Raw genomic sequence first — 15,063 nt, forward strand, 5'->3', positions numbered from 1 at the left:
GCAGCAAGGGCAGGGGGCCGATGCGTCCGGCCGCGCGTCCGGACCGTATATGTAAGAAATACACGGTGGCCGGCGGATGTAAAGTAAGGAATACGGCTTTCGCGAAATCCGATGGGGCGGAAGGCTATCGATAAATGATGGCGATAATCGGCATTCCGGCGGGAAGTAAATCGGCAAAAAAATCCCCGCCAAGCGGCGGGGACGATTTTCAGCGGGTGCCGGGCCATTATCCCGCCCGATAGACATCCAGCCGGTTATAGAGCGTCTTCAGGCTGATGCCAAGCGCCTTGGCGGCCTGTCGCTTGTCGCCGTCGAAGCGCGCCAGCGTGGCCAGGATAATCTCCCGCTGGGTATCGGCCAGGGTCGTTCCCACCCGCACGCTGACCACGCCATCGACGGTAGTGGGGCGCATCGGCTGGCTGGAGAGATTGGGATTGCCGATTTCCACGAGTTTATCGGCCAGAATATAGGCGCGATAAACGGAATTCTTGAGTTCGCGCACATTGCCGGGCCAGTCATAGCGCACCAGCCGCTCCAGCGTGCTGGCCGAAAATGCCTTCTCGGTCTGTTCCATGGCGTTGAATTCGGCCAGGAAATGCCGCGCCAGCGGGACGATGTCTTCGGTGCGTTCACGCAGCGGTGGAATATGGAGCGGGAAGACCGCCAGCCGGTACAGCAGGTCCTCGCGCAACTGGCCGTCGCGCACGGCTTCCATGGGGTCGCGGTTGGTGGCAGCCAGGATGCGGACGTCGCTCACCAGCAGGGTATCGCCGCCCACGCGGTGGAAGTTGCGGCTCTCCAGCACGCGCAGCAACTTGATCTGCATCTCCACCGGCATTTCGGTAACTTCGTCGAGGAACAGCGTACCGCCCTGAGCCTGCTCGAAGTAGCCGGCCTTCTGCTCCAGCGCGCCCGTGAAGCCGCCTTTCTCGTGCCCGAACAGCTCCGATTCGATCAGCGTGGGGGCGATGGCGCCGCAGTTCACCGCCACGAACGGGCCGCCGGCGCGGCTGCTGCGTTCATGCACGGCCCGCGCCACCACTTCCTTGCCGCTGCCGCTCTCGCCCACGGCGAGCATCGTCACGTCCGTTGCCGCCACCCGGTTGAGCTGGGTGATCAGCCGCTGCATGGCTGGCGCGGTACTCTCCCAGAGCAGGGAAACCTGCCCGGGCGCGGCACGGCGGCCCGGCGCGCGCGGCGGGGGCGCCGAGGAACGTGCGGAAGGAAGCGTCGCGGTGGTTGACACGGGTGGCAGTGTGGCCGCCTGCGCCCGCCATCCCAGGAAAGTGGGGGAAGGGGGCCGACGGCATCGGATTGGTCATTGATGCTTTAATGCTAACTGGTCGCGTTACGGGTGGCTACCGCCCAAGGCCCCGTCGCGGAAAGGTCCGACACCTGTGTCAGACGGACACCGGCATATCGGCCAAGAGGCTGTGGCTAGACTTCAGCCTATCTTGCGGCCTGTGCCGCCCGTTGCACGGCGAGACCTTTGCCAACCTTAGCCAGACCTTTGCGAGACCTTTGCCAGGCGGTTTGTCATCGCGGCAGCGCCGCACAACCACTCCGCATCCACCGAATCGAAAGGCCAACGGGCCCATGAGAATCAGACTCCGGACCGATTTCCGACAGGAATCCCGCGCCAACGGACCCCAGCGCAGCCTATGCCACACATCCTGATCGTAGACGACGACGAAAACGCTTGCGCGGCGCTGGCAGAAATTGTCGCGATCGAGGGGTTTTCCTCCGCCACCGCCGGCAACCTGCGCGAGGCGCGCCTCCAGATTGGCTGGCGCATGCCCGATGCGGTGCTGGCCGACCTGCGCCTGCCCGATGGCAGCGGCATGGAGCTGTTCGAGGAAGTGGGCTCGTCCGGCGTGGAAGTCATCCTGACCACCGGCTACGCCAGCGTGGAGAGCGCCGTGGAGGCGCTGCGCCTGGGCGCCACCGACTACCTCGTCAAGCCGATCAACGTCACGCGGCTCCAGACCGTCCTCAAGCGCATTGCCACTACCGGCGAGCTGAAGGCGGAAATCCATTCGCTGCGCGGCGAGTTGCGCCGCTACGGGCGCTTTGGCCGGCTGCTGGGCAGTTCCGAAGCCATGCAGGCGGTCTACGACCAACTGAGCAAGGTTGGCCCGACCGAGGCCACCGTGCTGCTGATTGGCGAGAGCGGCACGGGCAAGGAACTGGCGGCGCAGACCGTGCACGAGCTGTCCGCGCGCCGGCGCCAGCCGTTCCTGGCCGTGAACTGCGGCGCGATCTCGCCCACGCTGATCGAAACCGAGATGTTCGGCCATGAGCGCGGCAGCTTCACCGGCGCCGATCGCCAGCACAAGGGCTATTTCGAACGCGCCGACGGCGGCACGCTGTTCCTGGACGAAATTACCGAGATGCCGCTGGAGCTGCAGGTAAAGCTGCTGCGCGTGCTCGAGACCGGCACCTTCATGCGCGTGGGCACCAACCGCGAGCAGCACGCCGATGTGCGCGTGCTGGCCGCCACCAACCGCAACCCCGAGGAAGCCGTGGCCGAGGGCAAGCTGCGCGCCGACCTGTACCACCGGCTCAACGTGTTTCCGATCGAGCTGCCGCCGCTGCGCGCGCGCGGCGACGACGTGGTGCAGATCGCCAACACCATGCTGGAACAGCTGAACGGCGAGCAGGGCACCCAGCGGCGCTTTTCGGCGAGTGTGCTGGAGAGCCTGCGCATGCACGCCTGGCCCGGCAATGTGCGCGAGCTGCGCAACTTCGTGCAGCGCGCCTACATCATGGCCGACCAGGATGTGATTACCGAGGTACAGATTCCGCTGCAAGTGGCGGCGGCGCCCTCGGCCGGCACGGCGGTTGTGTCGGTGCCGGTGGGCATGTCCCTGGCCGAGGCGGACCGCCAGCTGATCTTCGCCACGCTGGAGCAGTGCTCGGGCGTGAAGAAGCACGCGGCGGAGATTCTGGGTATCAGTTTGAAGACTTTGTACAACCGGCTGGAAGACTATGCCGCCAAGGGCGAACTGCCCGAATGGCTGCGCGCGTCCCGTAATGGCGACTCCGGCCCGCCCGCTGCCTCGTAAGGGCGGGCGCTGGCAGGGTGGTGACAGGAAATCCGCAGCGCCGGGCTTGCCGGTGCATGGTTCTTGCATGAAGACCGCTTTGGCGGATTCCTTTCGATTGACACGCTCTGACTGAGCTGACCTGAAGATGGCCATGGCCGACGCACCCAGCCCCACTCCACAACCCTCGCACGACCGCGCCGCCGGGGACCTCGCGTTCCCGGCCGTGCGCAGTATCGCCGAGGTGGCCGCGCTGATCGAGCAGGCGTCCCATGATTTGCGCTCGTCACTGAACGCGATCCAGAGCTGGGGCTACGTGCTGGACCGCTCCATCGACACCCCGGCAGCCCCGGCGCAGCGCGCGCTCGACGGCATCCGTTCCGGCATGCAGCAGCAGCTGGCGCTGATCGAGGAAATGGAGGAGGCCGTGCGCCTGCTGGCCGACGAGCGCAAGCCGGAATGGGAAACCACGGACCTGCGCGCGGCCGCGGAGGAAGCCATGGCGGACAAGCGCGCGGCGGCCGAAGCACGCGGCGTGATCCTGGCCTCGCTGGAATGCCAGAGCCCGGGCGGGGCGGACTTCTGCGTGCAGGGCGACGGGCTGCGCCTGGCGCCGCTGCTGCGGCATCTGCTGATCCATTGCATCTGGCGCGCGCCGGCCGGCGGATCGGTGCGTGTGCACCTGGTGGCCGAGGCCGACTACGTGAAATTCCGCATCTCCGAGAGCCCGCCGCTGGACCGCTCGCGCGGGGCCTCCCGGCTGGCGGTGCTGACCGACTTCTTCGGGCGCAGCGTGGCCGAAGCCGGTGCCCACTCGCCCCGGCAGAGCACGGCGCTGCTGCTCACGCGGCGCATGGTGGAACTGCAGGGCGCCCAGCTGACTGCCGAGAACGATAACTGCGACGCCGACAACGTCAGCGTCTGCATCGCCGTGCGCATTCCGCGCCGGCCGGCCGTCTGACCCTTAGTCGTTCTGCCGCTCTGCCGCATTCCGGCATTTTTTACCGCATCCAGCACAATCTGCACCCATCCGCCCCCTTTCCGCCGCCTGAAAAAGCGGCGGCAATGACGCCTGGCGCGCGCTGGCCGCAGCCCTTTCAGGTGACCCACCCGCTGGCCCAGCGTTTGCATGGTTATCCGTGGAGCCCCGCCATGAGGGGACCCGAACTCGATACCCAACAGGAGAGATGCCATGCAGAAAGCCCACGCTTCCAAGGGATCGCAGAACCCCTTCCCCACGGCTGCCAATCATCCTGCAGCGCCTGCCATCACCGGCGCCGAGAAGGCGGATGGCAAGCACGAGAAGGACAAGCCCAAAAAGAAGACCTATCAGGCCGCCGTGGACGATTCGCTCGACATGACGTTCCCGGCCAGCGACCCGATTTCACCGAGCGCGGCGTTGCATGCCGAGAAAAAGACCACCACCAGGCGTGATGACGTGGACTGGACCCTGAAGAAGGGTAGCGAGCACCAGGTGGCCAGCGGCAAGGCTGCCGCTGAACGGAAGGGCGCCAGCGACAAGGCGGGCAAGTCCGGCAAGGCTGGCAAGTCCGTCAAATCCGCCCAATCCGCCCCCAAGGACAAGAGCACGGCCAAGTCCGGCAAGAAGTAGCCTGAATCACAAGCGGCCCCCTGCCTTTGGGGTGGCCGCTTGTGATTCTTCGTGCGCCCTGGCACATCTGTACCGCATCAACGCTTTGAACGGAGCATCCGTATGTCTACGATCATCGCAGGACGATTCGATACGTTTGACCACGCAGAGACCGCCGCCGCCCGCTTGCGGGCCAAGGGGGTGAGCGAGCAGGACCTCAGTCTGTTCTATGTGAACCCGGCCGGCCAGCATGCCACGTACCCGATCGGGGGCGACCAGGCGGTGGACCCGGCGGCCCGACAGTCCGGCAAGGGTGCCGGACGGGGCCTGATGATTGGCGCGGCGCTGGGCGCGGCCGTGGGGATCTGCCTGGCCGCCGCCGTGCGCGCGTGGTTCGCCACGCCGCCGCAGCCCTGGGTGATCGTGCTGACGCTGGCGATTGCCACGGGCGTGGGCGCCTATGGCGGGTCGCTGATGGGTGCGCTGTCGATGACGAGCGCCGGCAAGCGCGATCCGCGCACCGGCGAGGTTCGCATGCGGCACGCCGGCGTGCTGCTGGCCGCGCACGTCTCGCCGGATAACACGGCGCTGGTGGCCAACGAATTGCGGCAGGGCGGCGCGGCAGACGTCGAGCGTGCCGAAGGCCAGTGGCGCGATGGCCGCTGGGAAGATTTCGATCCGTTGGCGCCGCCGGTGCCGGCGGGTCCGTTGGTCGGGGAAGATTCAGCTCGCGCGCGGCAGCAGTAGTAGGCGTAGGCGTAGGCACCGCGCGGTTTTTTTATCACCATGCCTTTCACCCCTTCACAAGAGGAGCAGCCATGCATCGCATAGACAACACGCCAGAACCGCCCGGCATGCCGCCCAGCGGGCCCGGAGCGAAGGGCGCAGCCATCATCGGCGGGGCGGAGCAGCACAGTGCCGGCCCGGGACCGTTCGTGATGGCGTCCGATACGCTCGAGGGCAACAAGGTGGTGGACCCTTCGGGCGAGGAGATCGGCACCATCGACCACATCATGCTCGACGTGCTGGGCGGCCGCATCGCCTATGCGGTGCTGGCGATGGGCGGCTTCCTCGGCATTGGCGAGAAACTGCACGCCCTGCCGTGGTCGGCGCTGACGCTGGACACGCGGCGCAAGTGCTTCGTGCTGGGCGTGGAGCGCGAACGCATCAAGGCGGCGCCGGGTTTCGACAAGGAGCACTGGCCGACCATGGCGAACTCGCAGTGGGCCACCACGATCCACGAGTACTACGGCATTTCGCCGTACTGGGAGAAGGATCGGTACGATCCGTGGGCTTGAGGCCCAATCGAACAAAGCCGGCGCCCGAGGGCGCCGGTTTTTCGTTGCGCGGAGGAGGGGCTCAGACCGGCTCAGACCGGCTTCAGACCTTGTGGTTGACCTGCCCCGAGGGTTTGCTCGACGGATCGGCGCGCATGCCGCTGGCCGCAGGCTGTCCGGCCGGCTCCGGGGGCGGCGGTACCCGCGTGCTGAGCTGGTTCGACACACCGAGAATGCCCGGTGGCGTGGCGGCGGCTTTCTCAAGCCGTTGCGACAGGTCGATGTCCTCCACGCGGCCCGTGAGCGTGACGCGCCGGTCTACCACGTGCACGGCCACGCCATCGGGCATGTCGCCGCCGCACGCTTCGGCGATGCATGTGCCCACGCGTTCGCGCAGCAATTCGTCGTCTTCGTCTGGACTGGTCCGGGCGGTGTCCTGGGTTTCGGTCTGCATAGCGCTTCCTTTCACTGGGTAACAAGAGTCCTGCATGGGCGTGCGACGCAATCGGCATGCCTGCGGCGCCGCATCGGAGGCGCCGCCCAAGCCGGCGCTGTCTTGTAAAAACGACGCGTCACAACGCGCTGACAGCCTTGTAGGACACCGCCGCCTGATCGGGCCACGGTCCGCTCTCTACAATGTAGGCAGTCATGTGTTTCCGCAGGAGCCTTTCATGAAGCAGCACCGGATCATGCATCTGTTCGATCACTTCGCCGGCGCCGCTACGCGCCATGCGGGCTCGCCGGCGGCCTTCGTGCTGGCTCTGCTGGTGGTAGTGATCTGGGCCGTGACCGGCCCGATCTTCGGCTATTCGGAGACCTGGCAGCTGGTCATCAACACCGGCACCACGATCATCACCTTCCTGATGGTGTTCCTGATCCAGCAGAGTCAGAACAAGGACTCGATGGCGGTACACCTGAAGCTGAACGAGTTGCTGGCGTCGAGCAAGCCGGCGAGCAACCATCTGATCTCGATCGAGGAACTCGACGAGGACGAGTTGCGGCAACTGGTGCTGTTCTATCGCCATCTGGCCGAGTTGGCGGACCGGGAGGGTGGGGTGAAGTGCAGCCACTCCCTGGACGACGCCAACGAAAACCACGCCGCGAAACGGCGCGCGCGGCACGCGGCACGTGAATCGGGTGCCGCCCACGCCGATGCCGAGCCCGCCACCTAGCTGGCATGGATCTGGCTCCACATTCCTGGCACGTCTGTTCCCTGAGGAGACCATTTTGGCCACCCCGGCAACTCCGAATCCAGCAGTTTCGACGACATCCTCCGAGCCGGCGCCGCTGGCCCAGCCACGCGAGGTGCGCGTAGTGGTCTATGGGCGCGCCGATTGCGACGACCCGGCTAGCCATCCGGGCACCACGCTGCGGAACATCGCGGAGCGCGTGGCGGCACTGGCTGGCTTCCGCTACGCGGGCAGCTACGACGCCGTGACCCACGGCGCCGCGACGGACCGCCTCTACTTCGTGCCCGCCGACACGCTGACCGGCATCGACAGCGCGCACCAGCTCGGCATCGCCAGCCTGCACGACCTGCTCGGTGGCGTGGTGCCGCACGATTTCGTTGGCACGAAGGCGATTTCCCACGGGTTGGTTGCGCCCGATGCCAGGGCCCCGGAGGGCTGGAGCCAAGACTTCGGCGCGCGCATCGAGCCGTACGTCTTGCCGGGCTACACCGCGTTCTCGGTGGAGGATGCGCGGCGGGCCGGGCAGGCCATGCTGGGCGGGGGCAAGGTTCGCGTGAAGGAGCCGCGCGGCATCGGCGGACTCGGCCAGCAGGTGGTGGCGAACGCCGCCGAACTCGACGCCGCACTGGCGGCGCTGGACGCCCGGCAGATCGAGCGCGAAGGGCTGGTGCTCGAACGCAACCTCGAGGACGTGACCACCTTCAGCGTCGGGCAAGTGGAAGTGGGGGACCTGCGCGCGAGCTATTGCGGCACCCAGGGCCTCACCCGCAACCACGCCGGCGAACTGGTCTATGGCGGCTCCACGTTGCGCGTGGTGCGGGGCTCGCTGGAAGACCTGTGCGCGCATCCGATCGAGGCGCATCTGCGCGAGGCCGTGCAGGCCGCGCTGGCCTATCACGCCGCCGCGGTGGCGTGCTATCCGGGCACGATGGTCTCCCGCTGCAACTACGACGTGGCGATGGGCACCGACAACGGCCGGCAGCGGCTGGGCGTGCTCGAACAGTCCTGGCGCGTGGGCGGCGCCACCGGGGCCGAACTGGCCGCGCTGGCGGCGTTCCAGGCCGACCCCCAATGCGTGAGGGCCACCGCCAGCACGCGCGAGATCTATGGCACCGACGTACCCGTGCCGCCCGGCGCGGACGTCTATTACCAGGGAGAAGACCGCAACGTCGGCCCGTTGACGAAGTATGCAATTCTGGAGTCCAGTTCTGATGGCCACACATGAGGAATCGTTACAGATCCATACCGATGGCGGCACCATCGCCGGCACGCTGATCACGCCGGCCACCAAGCTCCCCGGCGTGTTGTTCGTGCACGGGTGGGGCGGCAGCCAGCAGCAATACCTGGCGCGCGCGCGCGAGGTGGCCGGTCTGGGCTGCGTCTGCATGACTTTCGACCTGACCGGTCACGCCGGTACCGCCGCGCAATACGAAACCGTCAGCCGCATGCGCAACCTGGCCGATGTGCTGGCTGCCTATGACGTGCTGGTGCGGCACCCCGAGGTAGACCGCAATGCCATCGCCGTGGTGGGCAGCAGTTACGGCGGCTACCTTGCCGCCGTACTCTGCGAACTGCGCCCGGTGCGCTGGCTGGCCCTGCGCGCCCCGGCGCTCTACATGGATAGCGGATGGGAGTCGCCCAAGCGGCAGCTGCACCACGACCAGGATCTGGTGGCCTACCGGCGCAAGGTGGTGGCCCCCGATACCAACCGGGCGCTGCGCGCCTGCACCAACTTCAAAGGCGATGTGCTGGTGGTGGAATCCCAGCATGACAACATCGTGCCCCACGCGGCGGTACTCAGCTACGTGGACGCCTGCTGCGAGGCCTGGTCGATCACTTACCGGATACTGAAAGGCGCCGACCACGGTCTTTCGACGGAAGACCACCAGCGCGCCTACGGCAAGCTGCTGGTGGGATGGCTGCGCGAGATGGTGACCGAAGCGCGTACCGGCCCGGCGGTGGCGCCGCCCCGGCCGAGTGCATCCTCCACCGTCAAGGCGACGTCGACCCCATCCCCCGAATTCACGGTAGCGCGGCAAAAGCCACCCCCGCCGCGGGCCGATGCCGGCCTGGCACCCGATGAGGACGACAACGAGACCGCCGTGGCGGCTGGCGATGCCGATGACGAGAACGATCCGCAGGTGATTGCGGCGTCGGCGCCATCGACCCGCAAGTAGCCCCGGGGCGTCCCGCGAAGATCGCTTTGTAGCGATTGCAGGCCGTGTGGTTTCTGCCAGACGCGCCGGAATTTTTTGCAATAGCCGTGTAAGTGGCCGCGTCTGAAGCGGCTATCGGCTGGCATGCCTTGTGCGTTGGCGGAGCCACATGAGCCCCGCGTCCGTCACCCCTTCGCCCGCAGAGACTGCCGAGCAACCGGTCGACGCGGCGCTGCGCGCCGTGGGGTTGCGCCATGCCGATGACGGCGAGGCGGGGATCACGCGGCGCCGCGCGGGCGCGGGCTTTTACTACGTCGATGCCAAGGGCAAGCGGATCGATGACAAGGCCACGCTCGCGCGCATCCAGGCGCTGGCGATTCCGCCGGCCTACGAGTCGGTATGGATCTGCGCCGATCCCGCCGGGCATCTCCAGGCCACGGGCCGCGATGCGCGCGGCCGCAAGCAATACCTCTATCACCCGGACTGGGCCGCGCTGCGCGACACCGACAAGTACACCCGCCTGATGGCCTTCGGGCATGCGTTGCCGCGCCTGCGTGGGCGGCTGGCCCGTGATCTGGCGCGCAACGGCATGCCGCGCGAGAAGATCCTCGCTGCTGTGGTCACATTGCTGGACGCCAGCCTCGTGCGCGTCGGCACGCTGCGCTACGCGCGGCAGAATCGCACCTATGGGCTGACCACGCTGCACCGGCACCACGTGGCGGTGCGCGGCAGCCGCCTGCGCTTCCAGTTCACGGGCAAGAGCGGTGTGACCCACGATGTGTCCGTCAACGATGCGCGGCTGGCCCGCATCGTCCGCACCTGCACGGAGCTGCCAGGCCAGCGGCTGTTCAAGTACAAGGACCCGGACGGCGAGATCCGCGAGATCGGCTCGGTCGATGTCAACGCTTACCTGCAGGAGGTGACCGGCGGCGATTTCACGGCCAAGGACTTCCGCACCTGGGCCGGCAGCGTCCACGCGCTGGCGCTGCTGCGCAAGACCACGGCCGACAGCGAGACCGCGCGCAAGAAGGCCGTGACCGAGGTCATCCGCGAAGTGGCACAGCGGCTGCGCAACACCATGGCCGTCTGTCGAAAATGCTACGTGCACCCGGATGTGCTCACGGCTTTCATGGATGACACCTTGCAGGGCTTGCCGGCACCGCGTGCCGGCGTGCGCCTGCGTGCCGACGAAGCGCGCCTGCTGGCGCTGCTGGAGCGCACCTGTGCGCCGGCGGCGACGCCTCGCAAAGCAGCATGAGCGAGGCGGTGTTGTCCGGCATGGCAATTGCATTGCTACGCCTACCAATGCATAACAACAGCGTAGCGAGTCTAGCAAGAGGCCAAGGTGGAAAACGCAGTCTTCAGTTGCCTGAGTATTGACGGCAACCATCAGGAAACGGTGCATCAGGACTACCCGCAAGCGGAGTCCATCGTTGCAGCCCTCAACAACCACAACCATCAAGAAGTGCCGATGCCACGGCTGGCCACGGTTCCCTGCAAGGGGCGCGGTGGCACGGTCCGGCCGCTACGCGGGCGGGATCTCCGGCAGGCGCGCGTGCTGATGCAGGCGTTGTGCGAGATGCGCCTGGACCTCGGCAATGGCGAGGGGCGCTGGGAGCCCTCCACGCTGGCTAGTCGGCAGATGTCGACGATGGCGCTCTGGCGCAACCGTGCACGCCATCTGTTCACGGAAGCGGAATGGGAAAGCGGCATCGAGGCCCGGCTCGACGCGGGCTTCCGGCAGGCCGCCAATGGCTGTACGCGCGAAGCCGCCAACGAATTCAAGCGTGCCTATTACCTGCTGTGCTGCGTGCTGACGCAGGCGCGCGACCTGGCGCGCCGGGGCGACGCCCCCGACCGGCGCGATGCACCGCAGCCGGCGCAATCGCCGCGCCCCGATACGCCGCGCCCCAACGCGCCGCTGGACCGCGGCGCCTGAAGGGGTGTCTGACTAAGCCTTCTTCTTGCTGGCCGTCTTTGACCCAGCCGGCCGCTTGCGGCACGGCCCGATATAGCCGGGCAGCCCGCACGCCTTGGTGCTCAGCGCCAGTTGCACTGCACGGGCGAGTGCGGTGGCAAAGCCGTGATGGGTGTCGAACGGCCCGTCGATGTGCTTGCGGAAGAAGTCGGCCCAGCGGAAATCCGGATAGGCCGCCTTGACCTTGCGATAGCCGCCGGAAAGCTGCACGAACGCCTCCAGGCTGCGGTAGGGATCGTCGCGCATGGCATGGATGTCCGGCGGCAGCGCCTTGATGGGCTGGCGCCGGCCCTGCTCGTCGTACGGGTGGACCATGTGGTTATCCACCATGTATGCCCAGAACTTGCGCTGCGACAGATGGCTCAGGTCTTCCCGCACGTGCGCCGGAACCATCTCCATGCCCATCTCATGCCAGGCACGAACCCAGTGATGGTGATCCACCACGTACAGCGTGTGCTCCGGGCCGAGCACCACGTGGACGCGGTGCTTGTCGAGAAACGCGGGCAGGTCGGCATGCGACAGGCGCCGCGTGACATGAACTTTCTGTGCGACGTGGTAGGCGCCGATGGTGATCTGCGTGGGCCGCAGATGATCCATCGGCACCATCAGCTTTGCGCCTTCGCGCAGAGGTTTTGCCATGGGGGGTCTCAGCTCTTGTTGAGCGTGCGTTCGGGGGAGGGGGTGGCTTCGTCGCCGGCAGCCCAGCTACCAATGCTGTCACGCTGGGCGGAATCGGCGGCCTCGCCCGGCCGGCGCACGCGGATCTGGTTCTCCACGTCCTTCACGCCGTACACGGCATCGGCGATTTCCTCGACGATGTATTTCTGGCGCCGGTCTCCCACGGTGCCGCCGAGCTTGACCAGGCCCTTGTCGACATCGACGGTCACATCGGACACATCCACGTCGGGGTGGTGGGCCAGGCGGTCGCACACATCGCCCAGCACGCGCGCGTCGGGCCGTTCATAGTTCTTGGGCCCCACTGGACGGCGGCTGCCCACCCCGGTGCCGGAGAGTGTTTGCGGCCGCGTGGGGTGTTCGCGATAGCCCGGGTCGCCCGGATACACGCGTTGTGCACTGTTGAACGACTGTCCGCCGCTGCGGCTGTCGCCGTAGTAGCCAGCGCCGCCGTAGGTCGTATCGCCGCGCCAGTCTTCGCCCCATTCCTGTCCCCAGTCCTCATGCGTCGGGCTGGCCGGCTCGGGCTTGGCGCGGCCCGTGCGGCTGGCACCGCGGTCTCCTCGGAAATTGAACATGTCGCGCTCCTTGCGGTTCGGTGTTCGCCAAGCCGCAAGTTCCATGCCGCGCGGAGGCTGGTCGGGGCCGTACCCGCGCGATGTGCGCGATGCGAGTCGCGCGCGGCGCCGGGTGCAATCCTTGCCACACGTTGTAACCGTTACGCGCGGCGAGGGCGCCAGCCGCCTAATCTTCCCTTGCGGGCGGGCCACGGCGCGCGGCATGGAATTTGCGCAGACCTTGCCTATATCCAATTCCGATCCCCTTCTCACAGGTATTGCCATGGCTACACCCAAGCAGGTACCGCCCCAGCACCAGGAACATCAGCCAGGCCTGGAAAGCGAGATGGAACCGCGCCCGGATAGCGGCGCCGACGACTACGTGGGCAGCGGGCGCCTGGAAGGCAAAGTGGCGCTGGTGACCGGCGGCGACAGTGGCATCGGCCGCGCCATCGCCGTGGCCTACGCGCGCGAGGGCGCCGACGTGGCCATCGCCTATCTGGACGAGCACGGCGACGCGAAGGAAACCGCCAGCCTGATCGAGCAGGCTGGCCGCCGGGCGCTGGTCATCGCCGGGGATCTGGCCGAGGTCAGCCATGCCGACGCCGTGGTGGCCCAGACCATCAAGCAGTTCGGCCGGCTCGACATCCTGGTCAACAACGCCGCCGAGCAGCATCCGCAGGATTCGCTGGACGACATCGGCACCAGCCAGCTGGAAGCTACCTTCCGGACCAACGTCTTCGCGATGTTCCACGTTACGCGCGCCGCGCTGCCGCACCTGCAGAAGGGTGCGTCGATCCTGAACACGACGTCAGTGACCGCCTACCGCGGCAGCGGGCATCTGCTCGACTATTCGGCGACGAAGGGGGCCATCGTGTCGTTCACGCGCTCGCTGGCGCTCCAGATCGTCAAGCGTGGCATCCGCGTCAACGGCGTGGCCCCGGGGCCGATCTGGACGCCGCTGATTCCGTCCACATTCACCGAGGAGGAAGTGGCCGCGTTCGGCAAGAAGACGCCGATGGGGCGGCCCGGCCAGCCTTTCGAGGTGGCGGCCGGCTATGTGTTCCTGGCGTCGGACGCCGCGAGCTACATCACCGGCCAGATCCTGCACATCAATGGCGGCGAAGTGGTCAACGGTTGACCACGCCCGTATCGATTCGATCAATCGCGACACATCGCAAGGGAGCACATCATGTCATCCATCGTAGCCGGCCGGTTTGCCTCCATCCCCGAAGCCGAGGAGATCGCCCAGAAGCTGTACGCGCGCGGGTTCTCGGTCTGGGATGTGTCGATCATGTCCGTCAACCCGGGCGGTGCGCGCCCGCCGGGCGTGCTGCTGGCCGCCCGCGCCAAGGGCGACCGCCGCGAGGAAGTGGCGGACGTGCTGCGTGAAGGCGGCGCCTGCGACATCGAGCGGGCCAGCGGCACGTGGGAAGGCGGGCAGTGGGCCGACTTCGACCCGAAGCGGCAGCCCAAGCTGGTGGACACGCCGGAGGGTGAGTGCTGGCCCGCGCCGGCGGCATCGCGGCATTCCAGCCAGTCCAACGGCGACGCCCGGCCCGCCCATGCCGGGCCGGTGGCCGAGGAGGCGGTCGCCGTGGACAGCACGGGTAACGAAGACCCCGGCAGCGAGCTGGAGCATTACGTGGACCGGCAGGTATCGAGCCACAGCTAGCTGGGGTGCCATCCATGGCCAAGACCGAAACGGCGGATCTCGACACCCTGCGCCCCACGCAATTGACGCTGGGCTTTTACCAGGTCCATGAGAAGATGGACGTCAGCGCCCAGCCGCGTGAGCCGGCCGCGATGCGCAAGTTCTTGCGCGACCACCGCATCCGGACCATCGCCGGGCCGGGCGGGGCGCTGTATATCGCCGATCATCACCATTGGGCGCGCGCGTGGCTGGAACTCGGCTGGCGCACCGCGCCGGTCCGCATCGACCTCGATCTGAGCGACCTGTCGCCCAGCGCCTTCTGGAAGAAGATGCGTGCGCTCGGGCATGTGCATCCGGTGGATGAGCACGGCAAGCATCTGGACGTCGATGCGCTGCCCGCCACGGTGATGGGGATGCGCGACGACCCGTACCGCAGCCTGGCCGCCTTCACGCGCAACGCCGGCGCCTACCAGAAACCGGGCAATGCCTACGGCGATTTCAGCTGGGCGGGCTTCTTCCGGCGCCATGTGGAGGAAGACATGCATAGCATCGCCGGCTTCGCCCGCGCGATGACGCTCGCCATTCCGCTGGCGCGCAGCAGCAAGGCACGCAGGCTCCCGGGATGGATTGGCCCCTGCGTGCCGCGCAAGAAGTAACCCCCCTGAAATGCCTCGTGCCCCTGCGGATAGGATCCGGCAGGGGCACGAAGTTCCGCGAGATGCGGCTGCGAGATGCGGCAGCGATCAGCTCTTGGCCTTGTGCGTCGGCTTGCCCTTTTGCTTGGTGCTGGCCATCTTGTCCAGTTCCTTTTCGCTCATGGACTTGTACATCGACTTGGACGCGCCTTTCAGCGCGCCAGCCTTGGTGTCCCCACGCTTGGCGGAGAGTGCCGCACCGGCGGCCATTTGCTGTGCCTTCGATTTCGCTGGCATGCCAATCAC

18 protein-coding genes are annotated in these 15,063 nt (G+C 67.1%); 13 read left to right on the plus strand and 5 right to left on the minus strand.

Annotated features, from left to right (window positions below):
• Positions 1 to 226: 226 nt before the first annotated feature.
• The gene (locus KHO18_RS12325) at positions 227 to 1,246 is read right to left on the minus strand and encodes a sigma-54 interaction domain-containing protein (protein ID WP_144196861.1); all 1,020 of its coding nucleotides are present in this window, start codon (positions 1,244 to 1,246) and stop codon (positions 227 to 229) included.
• Between the two features lie 415 nt (positions 1,247 to 1,661).
• Here KHO18_RS12325 and KHO18_RS12330 point away from each other — a divergent pair, with 415 nt between their 5' ends.
• The 5 genes from KHO18_RS12330 to KHO18_RS12350 all read left to right on the plus strand — a co-directional run bounded on the left by KHO18_RS12330 (position 1,662) and on the right by KHO18_RS12350 (position 5,933).
• The gene (locus KHO18_RS12330; protein WP_144196862.1) at positions 1,662 to 3,065 is read left to right on the plus strand and encodes a sigma-54-dependent transcriptional regulator; all 1,404 of its coding nucleotides are present in this window, start codon (positions 1,662 to 1,664) and stop codon (positions 3,063 to 3,065) included.
• A gap of 133 nt (positions 3,066 to 3,198) precedes the next feature.
• On the plus strand, positions 3,199 to 4,005 hold the full coding sequence (locus KHO18_RS12335) for a sensor histidine kinase (RefSeq protein WP_244844740.1): 807 nt from the start codon (positions 3,199 to 3,201) through the stop codon (positions 4,003 to 4,005).
• A gap of 231 nt (positions 4,006 to 4,236) precedes the next feature.
• Positions 4,237 to 4,656, plus strand: a complete 420-nt coding sequence (locus tag KHO18_RS12340; protein WP_244844742.1) for a hypothetical protein — start codon at positions 4,237 to 4,239, stop codon at positions 4,654 to 4,656.
• A 102-nt stretch (positions 4,657 to 4,758) separates the two neighbouring features.
• Positions 4,759 to 5,382, plus strand: a complete 624-nt coding sequence (locus KHO18_RS12345; RefSeq protein WP_211943282.1) for a hypothetical protein — start codon at positions 4,759 to 4,761, stop codon at positions 5,380 to 5,382.
• Positions 5,383 to 5,489: 107 nt separating this feature from the next.
• A complete protein-coding gene (locus KHO18_RS12350) occupies positions 5,490 to 5,933 on the plus strand; it encodes a PRC-barrel domain-containing protein (protein ID WP_377731621.1) in 444 nt (147 codons plus the stop codon).
• An 82-nt stretch (positions 5,934 to 6,015) separates the two neighbouring features.
• Here the strand turns inward: KHO18_RS12350 and KHO18_RS12355 are convergent, their stop codons facing one another.
• Positions 6,016 to 6,366, minus strand: coding sequence for a BON domain-containing protein (locus KHO18_RS12355; protein ID WP_144196865.1), 351 nt, complete (start codon positions 6,364 to 6,366; stop codon positions 6,016 to 6,018).
• Positions 6,367 to 6,583: 217 nt separating this feature from the next.
• Between KHO18_RS12355 and KHO18_RS12360 the strand changes: the two genes are divergently transcribed.
• The 5 genes from KHO18_RS12360 to KHO18_RS12380 all read left to right on the plus strand — a co-directional run bounded on the left by KHO18_RS12360 (position 6,584) and on the right by KHO18_RS12380 (position 11,197).
• Entirely contained in the window at positions 6,584 to 7,084 is a 501-nt protein-coding gene (locus KHO18_RS12360; protein WP_144196866.1) for a low affinity iron permease family protein, read from the plus strand.
• A gap of 55 nt (positions 7,085 to 7,139) precedes the next feature.
• Complete coding sequence (locus KHO18_RS12365; protein ID WP_244844744.1) at positions 7,140 to 8,327, plus strand: DUF3182 family protein; 1,188 nt, start codon at positions 7,140 to 7,142, stop codon at positions 8,325 to 8,327.
• Positions 8,314 to 9,279: an alpha/beta hydrolase family protein gene (locus KHO18_RS12370; RefSeq protein ID WP_144196867.1), complete on the plus strand. Its 966-nt coding sequence runs from the start codon at positions 8,314 to 8,316 to the stop codon at positions 9,277 to 9,279. The genes KHO18_RS12365 and KHO18_RS12370 overlap by 14 nt, the downstream gene beginning before the upstream one ends.
• Positions 9,280 to 9,427: 148 nt before the next feature.
• Positions 9,428 to 10,516 carry a DNA topoisomerase IB gene (locus KHO18_RS12375; RefSeq protein ID WP_211943283.1) on the plus strand — a complete coding sequence of 363 codons (1,089 nt, stop codon included), beginning with the start codon at positions 9,428 to 9,430 and terminating at the stop codon, positions 10,514 to 10,516.
• A gap of 87 nt (positions 10,517 to 10,603) precedes the next feature.
• Positions 10,604 to 11,197, plus strand: coding sequence for a hypothetical protein (locus KHO18_RS12380; RefSeq protein WP_144196869.1), 594 nt, complete (start codon positions 10,604 to 10,606; stop codon positions 11,195 to 11,197).
• A 12-nt stretch (positions 11,198 to 11,209) separates the two neighbouring features.
• Here KHO18_RS12380 and KHO18_RS12385 read toward each other — a convergent pair whose 3' ends face one another.
• Both KHO18_RS12385 and KHO18_RS12390 read right to left on the minus strand, forming a co-directional pair.
• Complete coding sequence (locus tag KHO18_RS12385; RefSeq protein WP_144196870.1) at positions 11,210 to 11,875, minus strand: ParB-like protein; 666 nt, start codon at positions 11,873 to 11,875, stop codon at positions 11,210 to 11,212.
• 8 nt (positions 11,876 to 11,883) lie between these two features.
• Entirely contained in the window at positions 11,884 to 12,489 is a 606-nt protein-coding gene (locus KHO18_RS12390; protein ID WP_244844746.1) for a BON domain-containing protein, read from the minus strand.
• Positions 12,490 to 12,751: 262 nt separating this feature from the next.
• On the opposite strand from KHO18_RS12390, the gene KHO18_RS12395 reads away from it, so the two are divergent.
• The 3 genes from KHO18_RS12395 to KHO18_RS12405 are packed head-to-tail and all read left to right on the plus strand — an operon-like array spanning position 12,752 to position 14,778.
• Positions 12,752 to 13,609, plus strand: a complete 858-nt coding sequence (locus KHO18_RS12395; RefSeq protein ID WP_211943285.1) for an SDR family oxidoreductase — start codon at positions 12,752 to 12,754, stop codon at positions 13,607 to 13,609.
• Positions 13,610 to 13,660: 51 nt separating this feature from the next.
• Positions 13,661 to 14,143 (plus strand): hypothetical protein, encoded by a 483-nt coding sequence (locus tag KHO18_RS12400; protein WP_144196873.1) that lies wholly within the window; start codon positions 13,661 to 13,663, stop codon positions 14,141 to 14,143.
• Between the two features lie 14 nt (positions 14,144 to 14,157).
• Complete coding sequence (locus KHO18_RS12405) at positions 14,158 to 14,778, plus strand: ParB-like protein (RefSeq protein WP_144196874.1); 621 nt, start codon at positions 14,158 to 14,160, stop codon at positions 14,776 to 14,778.
• A gap of 87 nt (positions 14,779 to 14,865) precedes the next feature.
• Here the strand turns inward: KHO18_RS12405 and KHO18_RS12410 are convergent, their stop codons facing one another.
• A complete protein-coding gene (locus tag KHO18_RS12410) occupies positions 14,866 to 15,054 on the minus strand; it encodes a DUF3008 family protein (RefSeq protein WP_092301347.1) in 189 nt (62 codons plus the stop codon).
• Positions 15,055 to 15,063 lie beyond the last annotated feature (9 nt).

It is taken from the genome of Cupriavidus campinensis, assembly GCF_905397395.1.
Lineage (GTDB): Bacteria > Pseudomonadota > Gammaproteobacteria > Burkholderiales > Burkholderiaceae > Cupriavidus > Cupriavidus campinensis.